The sequence below is a fragment of the Cedecea sp. VD22 genome (assembly GCF_037150195.1).
Lineage (GTDB): Bacteria > Pseudomonadota > Gammaproteobacteria > Enterobacterales > Enterobacteriaceae > Cedecea.
This window is the reverse complement of record NZ_JBBCPX010000002.1, coordinates 90,219-110,080: the sequence shown is the minus strand read 5'-3', so window position 1 is coordinate 110,080 and position 19,862 is coordinate 90,219. Positions and strand designations below refer to the sequence as shown.

Annotated in this window: 3 protein-coding genes; all 3 read right to left on the bottom strand. The window is 58.6% G+C overall.

Annotation, left to right across the window (positions count from 1 at the left end):
• Nucleotides 1–25 precede the first annotated feature (25 nt).
• Complete coding sequence (locus WFK85_RS06580; RefSeq protein ID WP_166992168.1) at nt 26–1,201, bottom strand: HlyD family type I secretion periplasmic adaptor subunit; 1,176 nt, start codon at nt 1,199–1,201, stop codon at nt 26–28.
• On the bottom strand, nt 1,198–3,378 hold the full coding sequence (locus WFK85_RS06575) for a type I secretion system permease/ATPase (protein ID WP_166992165.1): 2,181 nt from the start codon (nt 3,376–3,378) through the stop codon (nt 1,198–1,200). The genes WFK85_RS06580 and WFK85_RS06575 overlap by 4 nt, the downstream gene beginning before the upstream one ends.
• A 140-nt stretch (nt 3,379–3,518) precedes the next feature.
• A complete protein-coding gene (locus tag WFK85_RS06570; protein ID WP_336707254.1) occupies nt 3,519–19,751 on the bottom strand; it encodes an Ig-like domain-containing protein in 16,233 nt (5,410 codons plus the stop codon).
• Nucleotides 19,752–19,862: the final 111 nt, after the last annotated feature.

The window sequence follows — 19,862 nt, the reverse complement described above, 5'->3', positions numbered from 1 at the left end:
AGCCGGCTTTCGCCGGCTTTTTTGATTATCGTTCTCTGAGGGCTTCCTTTGCTTTATTCAGCGGTTTCAGCAGGTAATCGAGTACCGATTTGCTACCGGTTTTGATATCCACGGTGGCAATCATCCCCGGAAATATCGGAAACGTTTTGCCGTCCCTGTTTGTCAGTTGGCTGACATCGGTGCGGATATAAACCCGATAGTAGTAAACATCACGTTTGACCTCATCCTGAATCGTATCCGGTGAAATAGTGGTCACCACGCCCTTTAACCCGCCATAAATCGAGTAGTCATAGGCGGTGATTTTCACCAGCGCCTTTTGGCCGGGATGAATAAACGCCACGTCGCGTGGTGAAATTTTTGCCTCAATCAGCATTTGATCGTCGAGCGGAACCAAAGTCATGAGTTTTCCGTTTGGCGGGATGACGCCGCCCACCGTTGTGACCTCAATGCCCTTCACTATCGCCCTGACCGGCGCGGTAAATTTGAGCCGGGTTAACGAGTCCTCTCGCCCGCGCATCACCGAGCGCTGGGTTTCAATTTCTTCGTTAGTTTTCGCCAGCTCTTCGCGCGCGCGCACGTAATACTGGTTCTGCATTTCGGTAATTTTGTTTTCCAGCTCGTTTTTTTGTCTCTGCAGGCGCAGGACCTCCACGCTGCTTGCCGCGCCCTGTTTAACCAGCGGCTGCGTCATCGCCAGCTCGCGCTGAACCAGCGAGATGGCTTCCCGCAATCCGGCAACCCCTTTTTCAAGACTGCTCCGGCGCGAGTTATAAAGCGCGGTTTCCTGGCGAACAAGTTCGCTATCTCCAGGTAACATGTCGGGAAAAACCAGCGGCGTGCCGCTCACTTCAGCCTTCAGTCGTGCGGCGGTAGCCATCGCGGCATGTAGCCTGGATTCACTTTCCTGCACACCGGACTCGGTTTTGGTGCGATCGAGCTGCGCGAGAACCTGGCCCTTCTCTACAATATCCCCCTCCCGAACGTCCAGTTTGTAGAGGATGCCGCCTTCCAGGGACTGAATAACCTGCTCGCGAGAGGACGGCACGACTTTGCCAGACCCGGTGGTCACTTCGTCCAGAGAGAAAAAGTTTGCCCACAACACAAATGCGAGCAGCATCAGTCCAAGTGCCCACGCCACCAGGCTTGCTCGTGGAAGCGCCGGCTCTTTCAGTCGGCTGTTATAACGCGTGATGTCGTTCATGCCCGAACCTCCGTGTCACCTGCCGGTTTTAAGGTCGCGGTTCTGCGAGGGGCAGCTTTTTTTTCCATAAGACCGTGCTGCTGCAAGATTTGGTCCCTTGGGCCGTCCATTACGATGCGGCCGTTATCCAGCACGATGATGCGGTTAACCAACTGCAAAATTGGGATACGATGCGTGGCCACCACCAGCGTGCGGTTGCCGAGCCACGGGCCAAGCTGCTGGATAAGCTGCTGCTCGCTGACTTCATCCAGCCACGCTGTAGGTTCATCCAGTAATAAGATTTGCGGCTGCAGGATCAGCGTTCTGGCCAGCAAAAGTGCCTGCCGCTGGCCGCCCGATAGCCCACTACCGCCTTCGCTGATCGTGTAGTTGAGGCCATTTTTCTGTTTTTGCACAAATTCCAGCGCCCCGCTTAGCGCCAGCGCCCGGTGTATTTCTTCGTCCGTGGCTAACGGGCGCCCCATGGTGAGGTTGTCACGTATTGAGCCGAAGAAGAGCCGCGCCTGCTGGCTGAGCAGATTCATGTCGCGTCTCAAATCGGCAGTGTCGATTTGCCCGAGACTGGTGTCGTCCAGCAAAATCTGGCCGTGCTGAGGCGTTTGCATCCCCGCCAAAAGCTGAAGTAGCGTGCTTTTACCCGAACCGTTTCGCCCGAGCACCGCAATTTTTTCCCCGGCGCGGATCGTCAGGCTGGCAATGTCCAAATCGTTGACCTTCTCTTCTTCGTCGTAATAAAACGCCGCGTAGTTGAGCTGGTAGTTCCCCTGCAGGTGGGCTTTATGCACTTTCTTGCCCTGTTCAGGATCGTCCAGCGGGCGCTGCATCAGGTCGTCCAGCCCTTTGCGCGCCACCTTCGCCTGCTGCCAGCGCGAAAGCACGCCGGAAATCTGCGCCAGCGGCGCGATGGTGCGTGAGGCCAGAATGGACGTCCCCACCAGGGCGCCGGTGGTCATGTCGCCGTTAATCACCAGGTAACAGCCGACGAGCAGCACCACGGCATAAACAATGGACTGCACTTCCTGCGTCCAGGTCATGAGCAGGCTGGTCAGCCAGCGCTGTTTCATCCCGACCGCCGCGGCAACGTCGTTGGTGTTGTTCCACTGGTTCTGGAACCGCTGTTCGGCGCGCAGCAGTTTAATGTCTTCGATGGACTGCACGGCTTCTACCAGCGTGGCATTGCGAATGGCCGACTCGCGCATCCCCTCATTCGAAAGGTGCGCCAGCGGGCGCTGCACCAGTAAACCGGGGATCAGCAGCAGCGGGATCGCCAGCAGCACAACGAACACCAGCGGGCCGCCTATCAGCCAGAGAATAAAAACAAACAGCAGGAAGAACGGGATATCCGATACGGTGCTGATGGTGGTGGAGGTAATCAGCTCGCGCACCGACTCCAGCTCGCGAATTTGCGAGATAAAGGAGCCGGTAGATTTTGGCCGGGCGCTGTTTTTGATGCGTAACGCCCTGGCAAAAACCCTGTCGGAGATACGCAGGTCGGCCCGTTTGCCGACCACATCGGCAATATGCACGCGCAGCATACGCATGGTGAATTCAAAGAGGATAGCCAGCATGACGCCGCCAAACAGCACCCACAAAGTGGGCACCGACTGCGAGGGCACCACGCGGTCATACACCTGCATGGAAAAGATCATCCCGGCCAGCGCCAGCACGTTGGCCGCCATCGCCACCAGCATGATATCGCCGTAGCGTTTCCAGTCTTTCAGCGCCAGCGTCCAGAACCAGTTTTTCTGATAGGGCTTCACGTAATCATCGACGCGTGCATCGGGAATTGAATTCAGCGGGCGCAGCACAACCAGGCTCTTTAGCCTTTTGGCCAGCACATCCCGAACGATCACCGTCTCCAGACCGCCATCGCCGCTAAGCTGCAGGCTTAGTTGCCCGTGATTATCCATATGGGTAACCACCGCTATTTGGCCCCCCTCAAGCTCGGCCACCAGCGGCAAGCGCCACGGGTCGATAAGCGAGACGTCCGCCGGGGCGCGACGCATCGCTAAACCAAGCTGGCGGGCCATATCTTCCAGCACCAGCTGCTGCGGGCTTTGGTTTTCCTGGTTAACCACCACGCGGACGTGCTCTTCCGAGAAATCCAGCCGATAGTGGCGCGCGACGGCCAGCATGGCCTGCAGCCAGGGTTCATAGCTTGTATTCGTTGAAGTCATGATGTTTCACATCCTGCGAAAATGCCAAAAAACGCCTGTGTCGTCCTTTCCGCGGCTTGTTTCATAAACATGTTTTATACCGGGTAATAAAAGTTAAGCTGCTGATATTCCGCCGGACTTAAGGCCCGGCGGAATAAGGGCTAGATAACTAATAGTTGGTGGTTAGCCAGCAGCGTGGCGAGATCGGTTTGTACCCCGTTGAGCGTGACTACCGTGGTCGGGTCAAAGACGCCGCCCTTACCGTCGCGGTCAATTTGAATCTCAGTGCTGCTGCCGTTCTGCACCACTTTGATGTAGTCCCCGATATTGCCCGCCCCGGCCCCCAACTGCGCAACGCCATTGATGTAATGCGCCGATGCGTCCCCGGCGTAGCCGCTGCCCTGCAGCAGCTCACGAAGGTCAATACGGTCGCTGTCCGCCGTACCTTCCCAGGTTCCCACGCTGAAGCCGTTCACCACATCATGGCCGTTGCCGCCGGTGGCATCCGAACTGTTCAACAGCTTGTAGAGCAACGTATCGTGGCCGCCGCTGCCGATGTTGAAGGTGTCGTTGCCGCCGCCGCCTTCGAAGGTGTTGTTCCCGCTATTGCCGGTGATCACGTCGTCATGGCTGGAGCCGACGATCCCTTCGATGTTGGTGAAGGTTGCCGTGTTAAAGCCGGTGTTTTGCGCCCCGGTTTTACCCAGATCAACGGTGATACCTACCCCGGAGTTACGGAAGTCAACCACATCCATCCCGCCCGTCGCGCTCCAGGTCTGGTGATCGGATGAAGTTTCCCAGCCGCCGCCGCCGTTATAGACGTAGGTTCCCTGCTCGGCGATAAAGGTATCGTTATAGCCAGTGCCGTTCAGCGTGCCGCCGTGAACGCCGGTGGCGGCCTCCGCCGTCAGGGCATAGCTTTCTTTCCCGTCTCCGGCGGTTAGCCCATTCCACGTCACATTGCTGGTGACGCCGTTAATCGCTCTGACCAGCTCGGCATGGTAGGTTTCATTCGGGTTGAGGCCGTAGAAGCTCACCAGCGCCGACGCGTCGTTCGCCCCAATGCCCGACTGGGCGTTGATAATCTGCGTCGAAACCAGCTTCCCGGCAGAGTCATACAGCCGGACGGTATTGCCGTAGAAGACGTTGATCCCTTCACTGTCGACAATGCGCAGGTGCATCGCGGTACCCGGGGCGATGGTGTTGGTGTTGGCCACCAACACCACTTTCCCGTTTTGCTGAGACACCAGCAGATCCTGAGTACCGTTCCAGTCGTAGTCCGCCACCGCAACGCCCGTGACGTTAACCAGTCCTTTTGCGAGCTGGCTTTCGGTCCAGTTTTTGCCGGTGCCGTCGTTGCTAAACAGACGCGCTGTCTGACTGGTGCCGTAGGTGGAAAACTTAACAATATCCATGTCGCCATCACCGTCCCAGTCCACGGCCACGGACATATAGCCCGCGTTAGCCGCCGTCGACGTAGACTCCACGCTGGTGTAGTTGCTGTTCAACTGACCATTGCCATCGTTGTAGAAAATCTTCCCGCTGTAATTCACCGTCGCAGAGGTCACGCTCCGACCGGTGGCGATATAGAGATCCAGGTAGCCATCGCCGTTGAAGTCGGCCCACGTCATGGAGGCAGCGGTCGTCGTGTTCGCCGCGTTATCGACAAACACGTTGGCAATAGACTGCAGGGTCGTCAGCTTGCTGCCGTTGTTAGAAATCACGCTCAGCGCACTGGTCCCGTTGCTGTTGGTATGCTGAACAATATCGATGTTACCGTCATTGTTGATGTCCACGCCGGACAGTTCGCGGTAGCTGACGCCGGTCAAGCCGCCGTTGCCATTGGTCCCGTCGGCCACCATGCTACCCTTGTTGTTAATCAGGTAGGTTCTGGAGTCGCCCCCGGCGTCACCGTAGGCCAGGTCGACATAACCATCGCCGTTTTTGTCATAGGCGATAACGCCGCCGTACCAGATCGTGGTGCCGTTGGCCTGGGTACTGGTGGTATAAGTGCCATTGGCGTTGGCGATCCACATGGTCTGTACCGCGTTGCCGTAAGTGGTTTCCGTGCCGTAGATATCAACGGTGCCGTTACGGTCAAAGTCCAGCGCGGTGTAGCTGACGGTATTCGCACGCGTATTAGGCAGCGACGTCTGGGTGTAACTGTTCAGATCCGTGCCGTTGTATACCGAGGTATTGGTCACCAGCGTCCACAGGCCGTTATTGTTGAGCATTAACGTGCTGGCGCTGTTGTTCGCATTGCCCGCCGTGTTCGCCCAGCTGGTGTCATTGGCCGTTTCGGCATGCACGACCAGCGATCCTGTCTGGATCCCGGTGTTGTTGCCGTTACCCGCGCTGCTCTTCACTTGGGCGGTGACGTTGTAGCTGTTCAGCCCCAGCAGGTCGCTGTCAGGAATTTGCAGATACCAGCGGTTAGACGAAGGATCGACCACCACCGGGCCTCCGCGCTCGGAGCTGTACGTTTTGCCATTCACGGTCACGACCACGAATTCACCATTCATCAGTTGGGCACTGACATCCCCGGTGAGAATCGGCGTGGTATCTGAAGTCGATACCGCATCTACGTGGGCAATTGTCGTCGGCACCGAGGTATCGACCGTCAGCGTGAAGTCGTTCGACTCGGTGTAGTTCCCCGCTTTGTCCGTCACGCGCAGAACATAGTGGTAATTTCCGTCCAGCAGGCCAGAATCCGCAAAGGTCCAGCTTGTACCGCCGGTAATGGTCACCTTGCCTACCAGCACGCCATCGCGGAAGATCTGGGCAATTTCACCGTCGGCCAGCGCATGGTTCAGCGTACCGTTCAGCACCGGCGAGGTATCGTCGGTGGAGTAGCTGCTGTCGAAATTACCGGTACGCTCGCCGTCATTATCCGTATAGCTGACGATAGTGCCGACGGTATCCGGCGCCACGGTATCAACGGTGACAACCTGGGCTGCGGTTGAACCCACGTTTCCGGCCTGATCGATAATCCGCACCTGATAAAGATGGTCGCCGTCCGGCAAAGTACGTCCATCCACGTAATGCCACGCCGTGCCGTTCACCACGGCATCCACCCAGCTCTGACCGCCGTCCAGGCTGATTTGCACGCGCTCGTCGCTGGCAAGGGCGTGGCCCAGGGTGCCGTTCAGGGTCAACGTGGTATCCATAGTGATAAAGTCGCTGGCGCTCTGCCCGGTATCATCCGAAATACTGTCGATGGTGATGCCGTAGGTTGGCGCGACGGTATCTACCGTTACCGTCTGGCTGGTGGTTGCTCCCACGTTTCCGGCAAGGTCGACAACGCGAACCTGCCAGGTGTGGTTACCGTCCGCAAGCTGGCGGCCATCGGTATAGCTCCAGCTTGTCCCGTTGACGGACGTGGCGTTAACCCAGCTGGCTCCGCCGTCGAAGCTCACCTGAACATATTCATTTTTGCCAAGCACCGCGCCAAGTGAGCCGTTCAGCGTCAGCGTGTTATCGTTGGTGATAAAGTCGCTGTTGCTGAAGCCGCTGTCGGTGGTGATGCTGTCCACGGTAACGGTGATAGCCGCATCCGGCGGCGTGGTGTCTACCGTTACCGTCTGAGAAGCGCTCTGCCCGACATTACCCGCAGCGTCGACCACGCGAACATAGTATTGATACGTGCCGTCGGTTAACGTTCGCCCGTCGGTAAAGTACCAGGTTGTGCCTACCGTGGTGACCGTTTTCCAGGTGAGGCCGCCGTCCATGCTTATCTGCACATATTCGCCGTCCAGCAGTGAAGCGCCCAGAGAACCGTGGATAGTCAGCGAGGTGTCGCTGGTGACAAAGTCGCTATTACTCAGCCCTGTATCGTCGGCAATGCGGTCAATGGTGACGGATTTGCTCGCATCCGGTGCCACGGTATCAACGGTGACCAACTGGCTGGTGGTTGCCCCGATATTGCCCGCATCATCAATCACGCGCAGTTGATAGAGATAATCCCCGTCGGCCAGCGTGCGGCTATCGATGTAGCTCCATGTGGTGCCGCTGATACTCACGTCAACCCAGGTTTTTCCGCCATCAATACTGATCTGGGCATGTTCACCGGCCGCCAGCGTTCCCCCTAACTTGCCGCTAATGGTCAGCGTATTGTCACTGGTAATAAAGTCGTGCGCATCGAGACCCGTATCCTGGGTAATGGCCTCAACGGTAATGGTTTTACTGGCATCCGGCGCAACAGTATCAATAGTTACGTTTTGCGTTGCCGTCGAGCCCACGTTGCCGGCATTGTCGATGACGCGTACGTTATAGGTCACGATACCGTCCGGCAGCGTGCGCCCGTCGGCATAGCTCCAGGATTTGCCGTTAACCACAAGGTCAATCCAGCTGGATCCCCCGTCGAGGCTTATCTGCGCCTTTTCGTTATTGCCGAGTGCCGCGCTCAGGGAACCTTTCACCACCACCTTGTTATCGGAGGTAATAAAGTCAGTCTTGCTCAGCCCGGTGTCGTTTTGCAGAGCGTCAATGGTAATGGTCATCTGCGGCGGTGTGGTGTCCACCGTGACGGTGCGGTCTGCTCCCGCACTGTTACCGATGCTGTTGCTGACGCTGGCATGAATCACATACGAGCCGCCATCGACCAGCGCGGAAACCGCACCGCTGCCGAGGGTGTAGCTCCATGTGCCGTCGCCGTTGACCGTGGTGGTATAGCTCTGATTATTCAGGGTGATAGTCACCGTCTGGCCCGCAGGCGCGTTGGTCACGCCGCTTATCACCAGCCGAGTGCCGTGTTCTGCGGCGCTGACAATGTTGTCCTGCGCGAAGTCATTGACGCTGATGGTCGGCACCTCGCCGTTCAGGGTCACCTGCTTATTCGCACTGCTGCTGTTCCCGGCTTTATCGCTAACGCTGGCGGAAATCTGGTAACTGCCGTCTGTCGCGCCCAGGAAGTCCTGTGCCGGGACGGTCACAGACCATGTTCCGGTGTCGCTCACCACCGCCTTATAAGAGTGATTATTGAAGGTGATGGTTACCGTCTGCCCAGGCTGAGCGTCAGTGGTGCCGCTAATGACCTGGCCTGCCTGCTGCTCGGCGCTGTTGATGATGTCGTCCCCCGCCACCTTGTTAAAGGTGATGGTTGGCGGGGTGGTGTCCACCGTCAAAGTACGATCCGCGCTGCCCGGGTTTCCTGCCTTATCCTGAACGGAGGCGCTAACGTTGAAGTCACCGTCGGTAAGCTTCGCCAGGTCGTCCGCGGCAACGGTCACGCTCCAGGAGCCGTCCGCCTGCACCGTAGCGTCGTAGCTCCCGCTTCCCAGCTTAACGGTCACTTTTTGCCCGGCTTCCGCGCTGCTGGTACCGCGAATGGTTAACGGCAGCTGCTGTTCCGCCGCGTTGATCACGTTGTCACCGGAGATATCGGCGAGGGTGATGACCGGCGCTGCGGTGTCTATGGTGATGTTATGGCTTGCCGAAGTGGCGTTATTTGCGCCGTCCGTCGCCGATGCCACGACCGTGTAGCCGTTACCGTGCACCAGGTTTTGTACCTGATTCGCCGGCACGGTAACGCTCCAGCCGCCGCCTTGTTGAACAGTGGTGTGGTACTGTACGCCGTTCAGCGTAACGGTCACCTGAGTGCCCACGGTCAGTTCAGCGCTACCTCCGCCGATAACCAAATCCTGCTGAGATTCTGCGGCGTTAATCACGTCGTCATCGCTGATAGTCCCGATGGTTAGCCCGACACGGACGGCGTTAACCTCAACCGTATGGGTGTTAGTGCCCTCGTTGCCGGCGCTGTCGGTGAGCGTGGCGGTAATCGTTGCCGTGCCGTTTTTCAGCGATGAAATCGCCGAAGCCGGGACGCCTATGCTCCAGTTGCCGTTGGCATCTATCTGGGTGACATACTGAGTGCCGTTGAGGGTAATAACAATTTTATTCCCTGCCGCTGCGCCGCTGCTGGAGCCAGAGATAATCTGCGCCTGAGCGTGCTCTTCAAAGTTGATGATGTCGTCACCCGCCACGACGTTAAAGCCGATCGTCGGCGCGGTGGTGTCTAGCGTTATCGTTTTGCTGCTGGTTGATCCGTTACCCGCCGCATCGCTGACGCTCGCACTAAGCTGATAGTTGTTATCTGCCAGGCTCCCCAGGGCTGTAGCATCAAGCGTTACGCTCCAGGTGCCGTCCGCTTTCACTACGCCAGTATAGGTTTTTCCGTCCAGGGTCAGCGTGACCGTCTGTCCGGCTTCCGCGTTTGACGTTCCGGTGACGACGACGCCCGCGCCTGCCTCTGCGGCATTAATAACGTTGTCCGTGGCAATGGGGTCAATGGCAAGCCCCGGCGGCGTGGCATCCACGCTGAACTCACGCTCTGCGCTGGCTCCGTTGCCGTTCACGTTAGTCACGGTAGCTTTTACTGACGCATCGCCATCCTTCAGCCCAGCCATATCGCCTGCTGGCACGGTGTAACTCCAGCTCCCGTCGGCCGCAACCTGCGCCGTATAGGTGTGCCCGCCGAAAAGAATGGTGACGTTTTGCCCGGCCTCAACGTTCTGGGTCTTACCTGAAAGAACCAGATCGGCCCCTTTCTCAGCCGCGTTAAGCACGTTATCTGCTGTGATAGCGTCAACGCTGACCGCAACCGGACTGAGGTCGACATTCACCATGCGATCGATAGAGATCGGGTTCCCCGCGCTACTGCTGCCAGCGGCAGTAACAGTGACATTGCCTGCCGCCCACTGGCTGACATCTTCCGCAGGTACGGCGGCCGACCAGGTTCCGCTGGCGCTCACCGTTGCCAGGTAGCCTTTGCCGTTGATGGTGACGGTCACGGTACTGCCTGCGCTCATACCGCTAGCGCTTCCGCTAACAATCAGGTTCTGATTGTGTTCAATGGCGTTGATCACATCGTCCCCCGCCACGGTGTGGATCCGAAGACCCGGCAGGCTGGCATCAATGGTAAATTCACGTTCTGCCGTGCCGCTGTTGCCGTGCCCGTTAGTGACCGAGGCCGTGGCGGTGAGTTTTCCGTTCCCCAGGGCGGTAAGCACGCTAGCAGGCAGGTCGAGGCTCCAGCTCAGATCGCTCTGCACCGTCGCGGTGTAGGTTTTCCCCCCCAGATTGATCGTGACTGTGTCGCCGGCTGCCGCATTGCTGACTTTTCCGCTCAGAGTCTGGCCTGCTGCGATTTCAGACGCGTTAAGGACGTTGTCTGCGGTCACTGGATTAATCGTGACGCCCGGCGCGGCGGTGTCTACCAACAAACTGGCGTGAGTGCTGGCACTGTTGCCGATAGCGCTTGTTGCGGTAGCGGTCAGCGTATAGTTGGCTTCGCCCAGCCCGGCCAGATCGCCCGGCTGAACGTCAACGCTCCAGTTACCGCTGGCGTCGGTGGTGGCGGTATAATTTTTACCGTTCAGCGTGACGATAACCGCAGTGCCCGGGGCCAGATTAGCGCTGGTCCCGCTCAGGGTTAATGTTTCCCCTTTTTCACTGGCGTTAAGCACGTTGTCACCGCTTAACGGATTGAAGCTGAGCGACGGTAAACCGGTATTGACCACAACGTCATGGCTACCGATCCCCGTATTACCTGCTGCATCCGTCAGGCTGGCGTGAATAGTGACGGTGCCGTCCGCCAGCTGGCTGACGACGCTGGCCGGGACGCCAATGCTCCAGTTGCCCGCAGCGTCCACGGTGGTGGTCCAGCTGTTGGAGCCAATGGTCACGGTAATTTTGTCCCCTGCCGCAGCGCCGCTGCTGGAACCGGAGATAATTTGTGCCTGCCCGTGCTCGGCGAGGTTAATCACATCGTCGCCCGCAACCACACCAAAGGAGATGGTCGGCACGGTGACGTCCACGCTGAAGTTATGGTTTGCGGAGGTGTGGTTGCCTGCGGCATCGCTGACGCTGGCTGCAACGGAATAGACGCCGTCACCAAGCGCAGAAGCTTTCTCCGCCGGAACGGTTATGCTCCACGTTCCGTCAGCCTGCACGGTGCCGGTATAAGTTTCATTGTTCAGCTTCACGGTCACGGTCTGGCCCGGCTCCGCATTGCTGGTACCGTTGATGACCAGCGGCTGCCCGGCCTCGGCTGCATTGAGCACGTCATCCCCGGCGATAGTGTTGATTTGCAGGGTCGGGGCTGCGGTATCCACGCTGATTTCACGCCCGGCCGATGCTCCGTTACCGCTCACGTTAGCGACGCTAACTTCCACAGAAGTCTCGCCGTCTTTCAACCCTTTCATATCATTAGCCGGGACGGTGAATGTCCAGCTACCGTCGCTTGCTACCTGAGTAGTGTAGGTGTGCCCGGCAAAGGTAATGGTGATGGTCTGCCCGGCCTCCACATTCTGTGTTGCCCCGGACAGCAATAAATCAGCGCCCTTCTCGGCAGCGTTCAGCACGTCGTCCCCGGCAATCTGGCCGATGGTTATCGCCACCGCGCTGAGATCAACATTGACGGTGTGATCGATGGACACCGGGTTGCCTGAGCTGCTGGTTCCGCCTGCCGAAACGATAATATCCCCGGCCTGCCACTGGCTGACTTCGTTTCCTGGCACCACAGTCTGCCAACTGCCGTCGGCACGTACCGTCGCGGCATAGTCTTTACCGTTGATGGTCACAGTTACCGCACTGCCTTCGCTCAGGCCACGGCTGGTGCCGTTGATGACCAGGTTCAGGCCATGTTCAATGGCGTTGATAACGTCATCGCCCGCAATGGTATTAATCCGGATGCCCGGCAGGGCCGCGTCGATAGTGACTTCGCGAGAGCCGGTACCGGTGTTACCCGCGCCGTCCGTCACGGAAGCATTAATTTTAAGCGAGCCGTCGCCCAGTGCGGTCAGCACATCCTGGCTAAGGGCCAGGCTCCAGGTGAGATCGCTTTGCACCTTCGCGGTATAGTTGACGCCGCCGATGTTAATAGTCACGTCTGCGCCGGCCTGCACGCCGGTCACGCGCCCGGTGATCGTCTGGCCAGCGGCCAGCTCGGAGGCATTGATAATGTCGTCGATCGCCACGGCATTGATAATAACGCCCGGCAGCGTAGAGGCGACTTCCAGCGTGCTGCTCTGGCTGCCAGCGTTACCCACGCCGTTGCTGGCGCTGACGGAAACCTCATAGAAGGCCTCGCCAAGTTTGCCCACGTCGCCTGCTGGTACGGTGGTGGACCATTTGCCGTCGTCGCCCACGGTAGCGGCATAGTTTTTACCGTTCAGATGTACGGTGACGGCGCTCCCGCTCGCCAGCCCGGTAGAGGAACCGCTGATGATGACATCCCCGGTTTTCTCATCGGCATTGAGGATGTTGTCCCCCGCAATAATGTCGATGGTCAGGGTTGGTGCCGCGGTATCGACCTTGACGCTATGAATCGCATCGCCGGTATTGCCCGCTTTGTCGGTGATGGAGGCCGTCACGGTGTAGGTGTTATCGCCCAGCGCGCTGATATCCGCCCGCGGGATGCCGACGCTCCAGTTCCCGCTCGCGTCCACTACGCCGGTGTAGCTTTTACCGCCTAGCGTAACGGTAACAATATCGCCAGCCTGCGCGCCGGTGCTGGTACCGGAGATCACCTGCGCCTGGCCGTGTTCGGTCTGGTTAATCACGTCGTCAGTAGCGACGGTGCCGATGGTCACTTCAGGCACGGTTTTATCAACCAGCACGTCGCGGCTGGCGCTGCCCGGGTTACCCGCGCGGTCTTCCACGCTTGCGGTGACGGTGACGTTACCATCAACCAGTTTACCGACGTCCGATGCAGGTACGGTCAGGCTCCAGTTTCCGTCTGCCTTTACCGTTGCCTGATAGCTTTCGCCGTTCAGCTGCACGGTCACGGTCTGGCCCGCCTCTGCGGTACTGGTTCCGCTGATAATCAGATCCTGCTTAGCCTCTGCGGCATTCAGCAGGTTATCCTGGCTGACAGGATCCACGGTCAGGGTCGGAGCAAGGCTGTCGACGCTGACGTTTTGCGCCGCTTCTGTGCTGTTGCCATTTTTGTTGGTCACGCTCACCTGAACGATGGTGTCACCCTCTTTCAGGTTCACCATATCCGCCGCCGGGACGGTGTACTTCCAGCTGCCGTCCGCCTGAACCGTGGCGGTGTAGGTGTGCCCGGCAAAGGTAATGCTGACGGTTTGCCCTGGCTCTACGTTTTGCGTCGTGCCGGAGAGTTCGAGGTTGGCGCTCTTTTCAGCAGCGTTCAGTACATTATCGCCGGTTATGGCGTTAATGCCGATCACCACTTCGCTGAGATCGACGGTAACCTGATGCTGGATAGCCACATCATTTCCCGCGCCGCTGCTGCCCTTCACCTCAATGGTGACGGCACCTTCTGCCCAGCGAGCGACATCTTCTCCCGGTACGGCGGCCTGCCAGCTGCCGTCCGCGCGAACGGTTGCCGCGTAGTCTTTACCATTAATCGTTACGGTTACCGCGCTGCCCGCGCTGAGGCCGGTGCTGGTGCCGTTGATGATCAGGTTCTGGTTATGCTCGATGGCGTTAATCACGTCATCGCCCGCGACGGTGCCCACGCGCAGCCCCGGCAGGTTCGCGTCGATAACAATATCGCGACTGCCGCTGCCGGTGTTGCCGTGTCCGTTGGTCACAGAAGCAGTAATGGTCAGCTCGCCGTTGCCCAGCGCGGTGAGGATCTCTTTGGAAACCAACAGGCTCCAGCTCAAATCGTCCTGGACGGTCGCCTGATACAGCTTGCCGCCGAGATTAATAGTGACAATGTCACCTTTTACCGCCCCGGTGACGAGGCCGCTGAGCGTCTGGCCGCTGGCGATTTCCGTGATATTGAGAATATTGTCGCTGGTGACGTTGTTGATAGTAACGGTTGGCAAGGCGCTATCGACCTGCACGCTGTGGCTGTCGCTATTGCTATTGCCGTGGGCGTCGGTTACCGCCGCGGTCACCGTGTAATTAGCCTCACCCAGCTTGCTGACGGCAGAAGCCGGAATCGTTGTGCTCCAGCTGCCGTCGGTTCCGGCCACGGCCTGGTAAGTAATCCCGTTCAGGGTGACGGTGATGAGGGTGCCAGCGGGCTGGTTGCTGGTCCCGGAAAGCACAAGGTCCTGCCCCTTTTCCGTCGCGTTAATAACGTCATCCACCGCAATGGCGGCAATCGAGATCGCCGGCAGCGCGGTATTCACGCTCAGGCCGCGATCGGCGCTGCCGCTGTTGCCAGCCGCATCGGTGACGCTGGCGGTGATGGTGTAGCTGCCGTCCGACAGGCCATTAATGACCGACGCCGGGATGCCGACATTCCAGTTACCCCCGGCATCAAGCGTTGTGGTGAAGGTGAACGACGTTCCCTGCCCGTTGGTCACCACGACGGTAACCACATCCCCCGCAGCAGCTCCGGTGCTGGTGCCGCTCACGGTGTGGGCCTGGTTATGCTCGCTGGCATTAATGATGTCATCGCCTGCCACGGTATCGATAGTCAGCTTCGGCTCGGTAATATCAACCAGCATGCCGCGATCGGCGTTTGCAGGGTTACCTGCTTTGTCAGCCACGGAGGCGCTGACGGTGATGATGCCGTCCTTGAGCGCGGCTAAATCATTGGCCGGAACGCTGACGCTCCAGCGGCCATCGGCGCCAACGGTCGCGGTATAGTTGACGTTATTCAGCGTCACCGTAACGTCCTGTCCCGGCTCTGCGCTGCTGCTGCCGCTGACAATCAGCGGCTGCTTCGCTTCTGCGGCGTTAAGCAGGTTATCCCCGCTCAGCGGATCGATAAGTAGCGTTGGCGCGCTGGCGTCCACGCTGTATTCCTGGGCGGCGTTTGCCGGGTTACCGTTCACGTTGCTGACGCTGACGGTCACCTGGGCATCACCGTCTTTCAGTTTTACCATGTCGGCGGCTGGTACGGTATAGCGCCAGCTCCCGTCGTCATTCACGACGGTGGTATAGCGATGCCCGGCGAAGGTAATGCTGACGGTCTGGCCCGGCTCAACGTTAGTGGTCAAGCCGGAGAGCACCAGATCGCTGCCTTTTTCTGCCGCGTTCAGCACGTTATCGGCCGTGACGCTATTCACGCTGATGGACACCGGCGCTAAATCGACATCCACGATACCGTCGATGCTGACCGGATTTTGGGCGCCATCCTCTGCTTTTGCGGTTACCGTCAGCACGCCGTCAGGCCAGCGGCTAACGTCGCTTCCCGGTACGGCGGCGCGCCAGGTGCCGTCGGCGTTTACCGTTGCCAGATAGTCTTTGCCGTTTAGCGTCACGGTCACCACGCTACCCGCGTTGAGGCCAATGCTGGTGCCGCTGACAATGAGATCCTGGCTATGCTCCGCGAGGTTGATCACGTCATCGCCCGCGATAGTATTAATACGCAGGCCCGGCAGCTGGGCTGCGATCGTGATGTCATGATCCGTGCTGCCGGTGTTACCGCGCCCGTTGGTGACGGAGGCGTGAACGGTAAGCTCACCATCGCCCAGCGCGGTGAGCATCTCTTTGCTCAGCGGCAAACTCCAGCTCAGGTCGCTCTGGACGGTAACCGTATAGCTTTTACCGCCAAGAATGACGGTAACTTCATCTCCTGCCGCCGCGTTGAACGCGCTGCCGCTGAGCACCTGTCCGGCGTTAACCTCCGCCAGGTTAATGATGTTGTCGCCCGCGACGGTATTAATAGTGATGACAGGCAGCGAGCTGTCGACCAGCACGCTGTGACTGGCAGAATTGCTGTTACCGCTGGCATCCGTGACCGATGCGTTAACGGTATAGTTAGCTTCACCCAATTTTGCGACGTCCGGCGCCGGGATCTTAACGCTCCAGGCACTGCCGTTAACGACGGCAGCATAGTCAACACCGTTCAGATTCACGGTGATTTGTGTCCCGTCCGGCTGGTTGCTGGTCCCGCTAATGGTAACTTCTGCGCTCTTTTCTGCCGCGTTAATCACGTCATCCTGCGCGATGACATTGATGGTGATTTGCGGCAGTCCGGTAGCAACATCAAACGCCAGCGAGCTGCCGCCGACGTTGCCTGCTTTATCCGTCACCGCGACCGTTGCGGTATATTTGCCGTCTGCCAGACCGCCTATCACCTCTGCAGGCAGGCCAATGCTCCAGTTTCCACCGGCGTCCAGCACCGTAGAATACTCGACGCCGTTAACGGTGACTTTAACGCTGTCGCCCGCGGCCGCGCCGGTGGCTTTACCGGACAAGATCTGCGCCTGGGAATGTTCGGTGCGGTTAACGATGTTATCGCCAGCGAAAACATTGATGGTGACCACCGGCACGGTGGTATCGACCAGCATGCCGTGGTTGATACTGGCCGGGTTGCCTGCTATGTCGCTGACGCTGGCGCTGATAGACCAGTTACCGTCGGTTAGATTAGCCAGGTCTGAAACCGGCACGGTGATGCTCCATGTGCCATCGGCCAGCACCTGGCCGGTGTAGCTTTGGTTATTGAGGTTCACGGTGACCGTTTGCCCCGGCTGTGCGGTGCTGGTACCGGTGATGACCAGGTCTTGTGCCGCTTCGGCATGATTAAGAATATTGTCAGCCGTGACGCTGTGGAGCGTGATTGACGGTGGCTGGGTATCGACCAGCACTTCCCTTGCGCCGCTGGCGCTATTACCGCTGGCATTGGTAACGCTCACGGATACTTCTGCTCGGCCATCAATCATGTCGCGCATATCCGCCGCTGGCACGGTATACGTCCAGTCACCGTTTTCGTTAACGGTTGTGGTGTAGGTGTGCCCGGCAAATTTAATGACTACAGTTTGCCCGGTTTCTACGCCCTGAGTTTTCCCGCCCAGGGTAAGATCTGCGGCCTTCTCAACCGCATTCAGCATGTCATCGCTGGTCACGCTGTTGATGGAGATAGCGACGGAGTTCAGGTCAACGTCCACCGGGCGGGAGGCCGCAACCGGGTTGCCCCATTCATCGGCAGAACTGGCGCTAATGTCCAGCTTACCGTTCGGCCAGCTGGCCAGATCGCTTGCCGGGATCCCTATTTGCCAGGTGCCGGTGGCGCTTACAGCCGCCGGGTAATCCACGCCTTTCACGCGTACGGTAATAATTGTCCCGGCGTTGAGGTGTGAGCTGGTGCCGCTCACCGTCAAATCCTGATGCTGCTCGATGGCGTTAATCACGTCATCCCCGGACACGGTATTGATGCGCAGCCCCGGGAGCTGAGCGTTGATATTAAAGCTGCTGTCGCCCCGGCCGGTATTGCCGTGACCGTTGGTCACGGACGCAACCACGGAGACATCGCCATCGCCCAGCGCCTGCAGGTCGCCCGCAGAAACAGTGATGCTCCAGGTCAAATCGCTTTGTACTTTGGTGGTGTAGTTTTTTCCACCTACGTTAAGGGTAACCGTGTCGCCTTCACGCGCGCCGGTGACTCGCCCGCTCAGCGTCTGGTCGTTAGCGATTTCGCTGTTGTTGATGCGGTTGTCGCCCGCGAAGGTCGACACCACTACCGTAGGCAGTGCCGTATCAACCAGCAGCGTCGCATTCGCCGTCCCCGTATTTCCCGTACTGTCCGTGCCGCTGACGCTCAGCGTGTAAGTGGTATCGCCCAGCTTGACGACATCCTCAACGGGTACCTGAACCTGCCAGACACCGCCCTGAACGTCCGCAGTATAATTGACGTTATTCAGCCTGACGGTGACGGTGCTGCCGTCCGGTAAATTGCTGGTGCCGCTCAGCGTTAACGGCTGAGTCGCCTCAATGGCGTTCAGCACGTTGTCCTGGCTTATCGGATGGAAGGCAACCGCTGGCGGCGTAGAGCTGACGGTGATGTCATGGTCTACTCGGCCACTGTTTCCCGCCGCATCGGTGATGGTTACGGTAACGGTATTTGTGCCTTCCGGCAGCGATGAAATAATTTCTTTGGGTACGCCCACGCTCCAGCTGCCGTCCTGCTGCACGCTGGTTTGGAAGGTTTCTCCTCCAATAGAAACGGTGACCTTGTCTCCAGGGGCTGCGCCACGGCTGGTGCCAGAAATGATCTGTGCCTGACCCTGTTCGCTGACGCTGAGAATATCATCCCCGGCCACGGTATTGACGCTGGCTTCCGGCGGCGTGGTGTCTACCAGCAGGGACGCGTTAGTGGTGGTGGTGTTGCCCGCTTTATCGCTGACGCTGAAGTTCAGCGTGTAGCTATTGTCCGCCATAGTCTGCACATCACCCGCCGGCACGGTCATGCTCCAGCTGCCGTCTGCGCTTACCGTTGCGGTATAGGTTTTGCCGTTCAGCTTAAGCGTGACCACCTGCCCGGCTTCAGCGTCAGTTTTACCGCCGATGATCACCGCCGCGCCGTGTTCAACCGCATTAATGATGTTGTCGTCGGCGATGGCATTTACCGTCAGCCCAGGCGCTTTCGTGTCCACCACCAGCGTTTCACTGGCAGTGACATTGTTGCCTGCGGCGTCTTTCCCGCTCACGGCTACCGTCCAGCTCCCGTCCGCCAGGTTTTTGGCGTCGGCTGCAGGCACGGTTATGCTCCAGCTGCCGTCGCTACCTACGGTTGTGCTGTAAGTTTTCCCGTTCAGGGTGAGGGTTAACGCCGTGCCGCTGGCCAGCGCCTGCGAACTGCCGCTGATGATAACGTCATTTGCCTGCTCCGCCGCGTTGATCATATTGTCGCCTGCCGTCGTCGCGACGGTCAGTGAAGCCTGAGCGGTAACAACATTGAGGGTAATATCCCCGGCAGAGGTGACTTTATTGCCGTCGATTTGCACCACGCTCCAGGTGTGCGTCCCGTCCGGCTGCTCGCTCAGCAGCACTTTCCAGTTGCCGTTGCTGTCGACCATGGTGCTGGCAATGGTGTTGCCGTTGCTGTCTTTGACCTGAATAGTGGCTCCCGGCTGTCCGGAGCCGCTGAAGGTTGGCGTTGCGTCATCGGTCACCGCGTTGCTGCTCAGCAGCCCTTTGCTGTCGCCTTTGTTGTCGGTAACCGTGAACGTTGGCCGGGCGCTTTCGACCTCTTTGGTATTGTCGATAACGGTGGTGTGTGACTTCCCGCCGCCGTGTGCCAGCAGCGCCCCGATACCCGCGCCCCCGGCCACGGCACCTGCAACCCAGCCCCACGGCACATCGCCGAGCGCAGAGCCGTCCATGAATGGTGCAATGGATTCAATGGGGACGGAGGTTGCCGTTAAAGCCGTGCCCTGGGTGCCAACCGCGGCGCCCGCTTCGTCGAAAGTGATATGCGTCAGTGCCTTGCCGTCATCAAACACCAGTTCTGAATGGTGCCCAGACCGCCCTTCTTCCTCCACAAAATAGCCATTGCAGCGAATAACGCTGCCGTCTTTCATGTATACCAGCAGATCGTTGCCCTGACGCAGATAGTGCGCCACATCTTTAGCGCTGCCGTGAATCTGAATGACAGAGGGGGATGAAAGCGACACAGAGAGATTCCCATCGCCTGTTACCAGGGTTTTCTCTGCGTCCTTGCGGGAAATAACTTCAAGAATCTTACTCATAGCACTTCTCCTTATATATGCCGGAACGAGGCATACGGTATTAATTTTTGGATGTGGAAACCCCTGAGAATTCCGGATCTCATTTCACATCAAATTATTTTTATGTGGCGG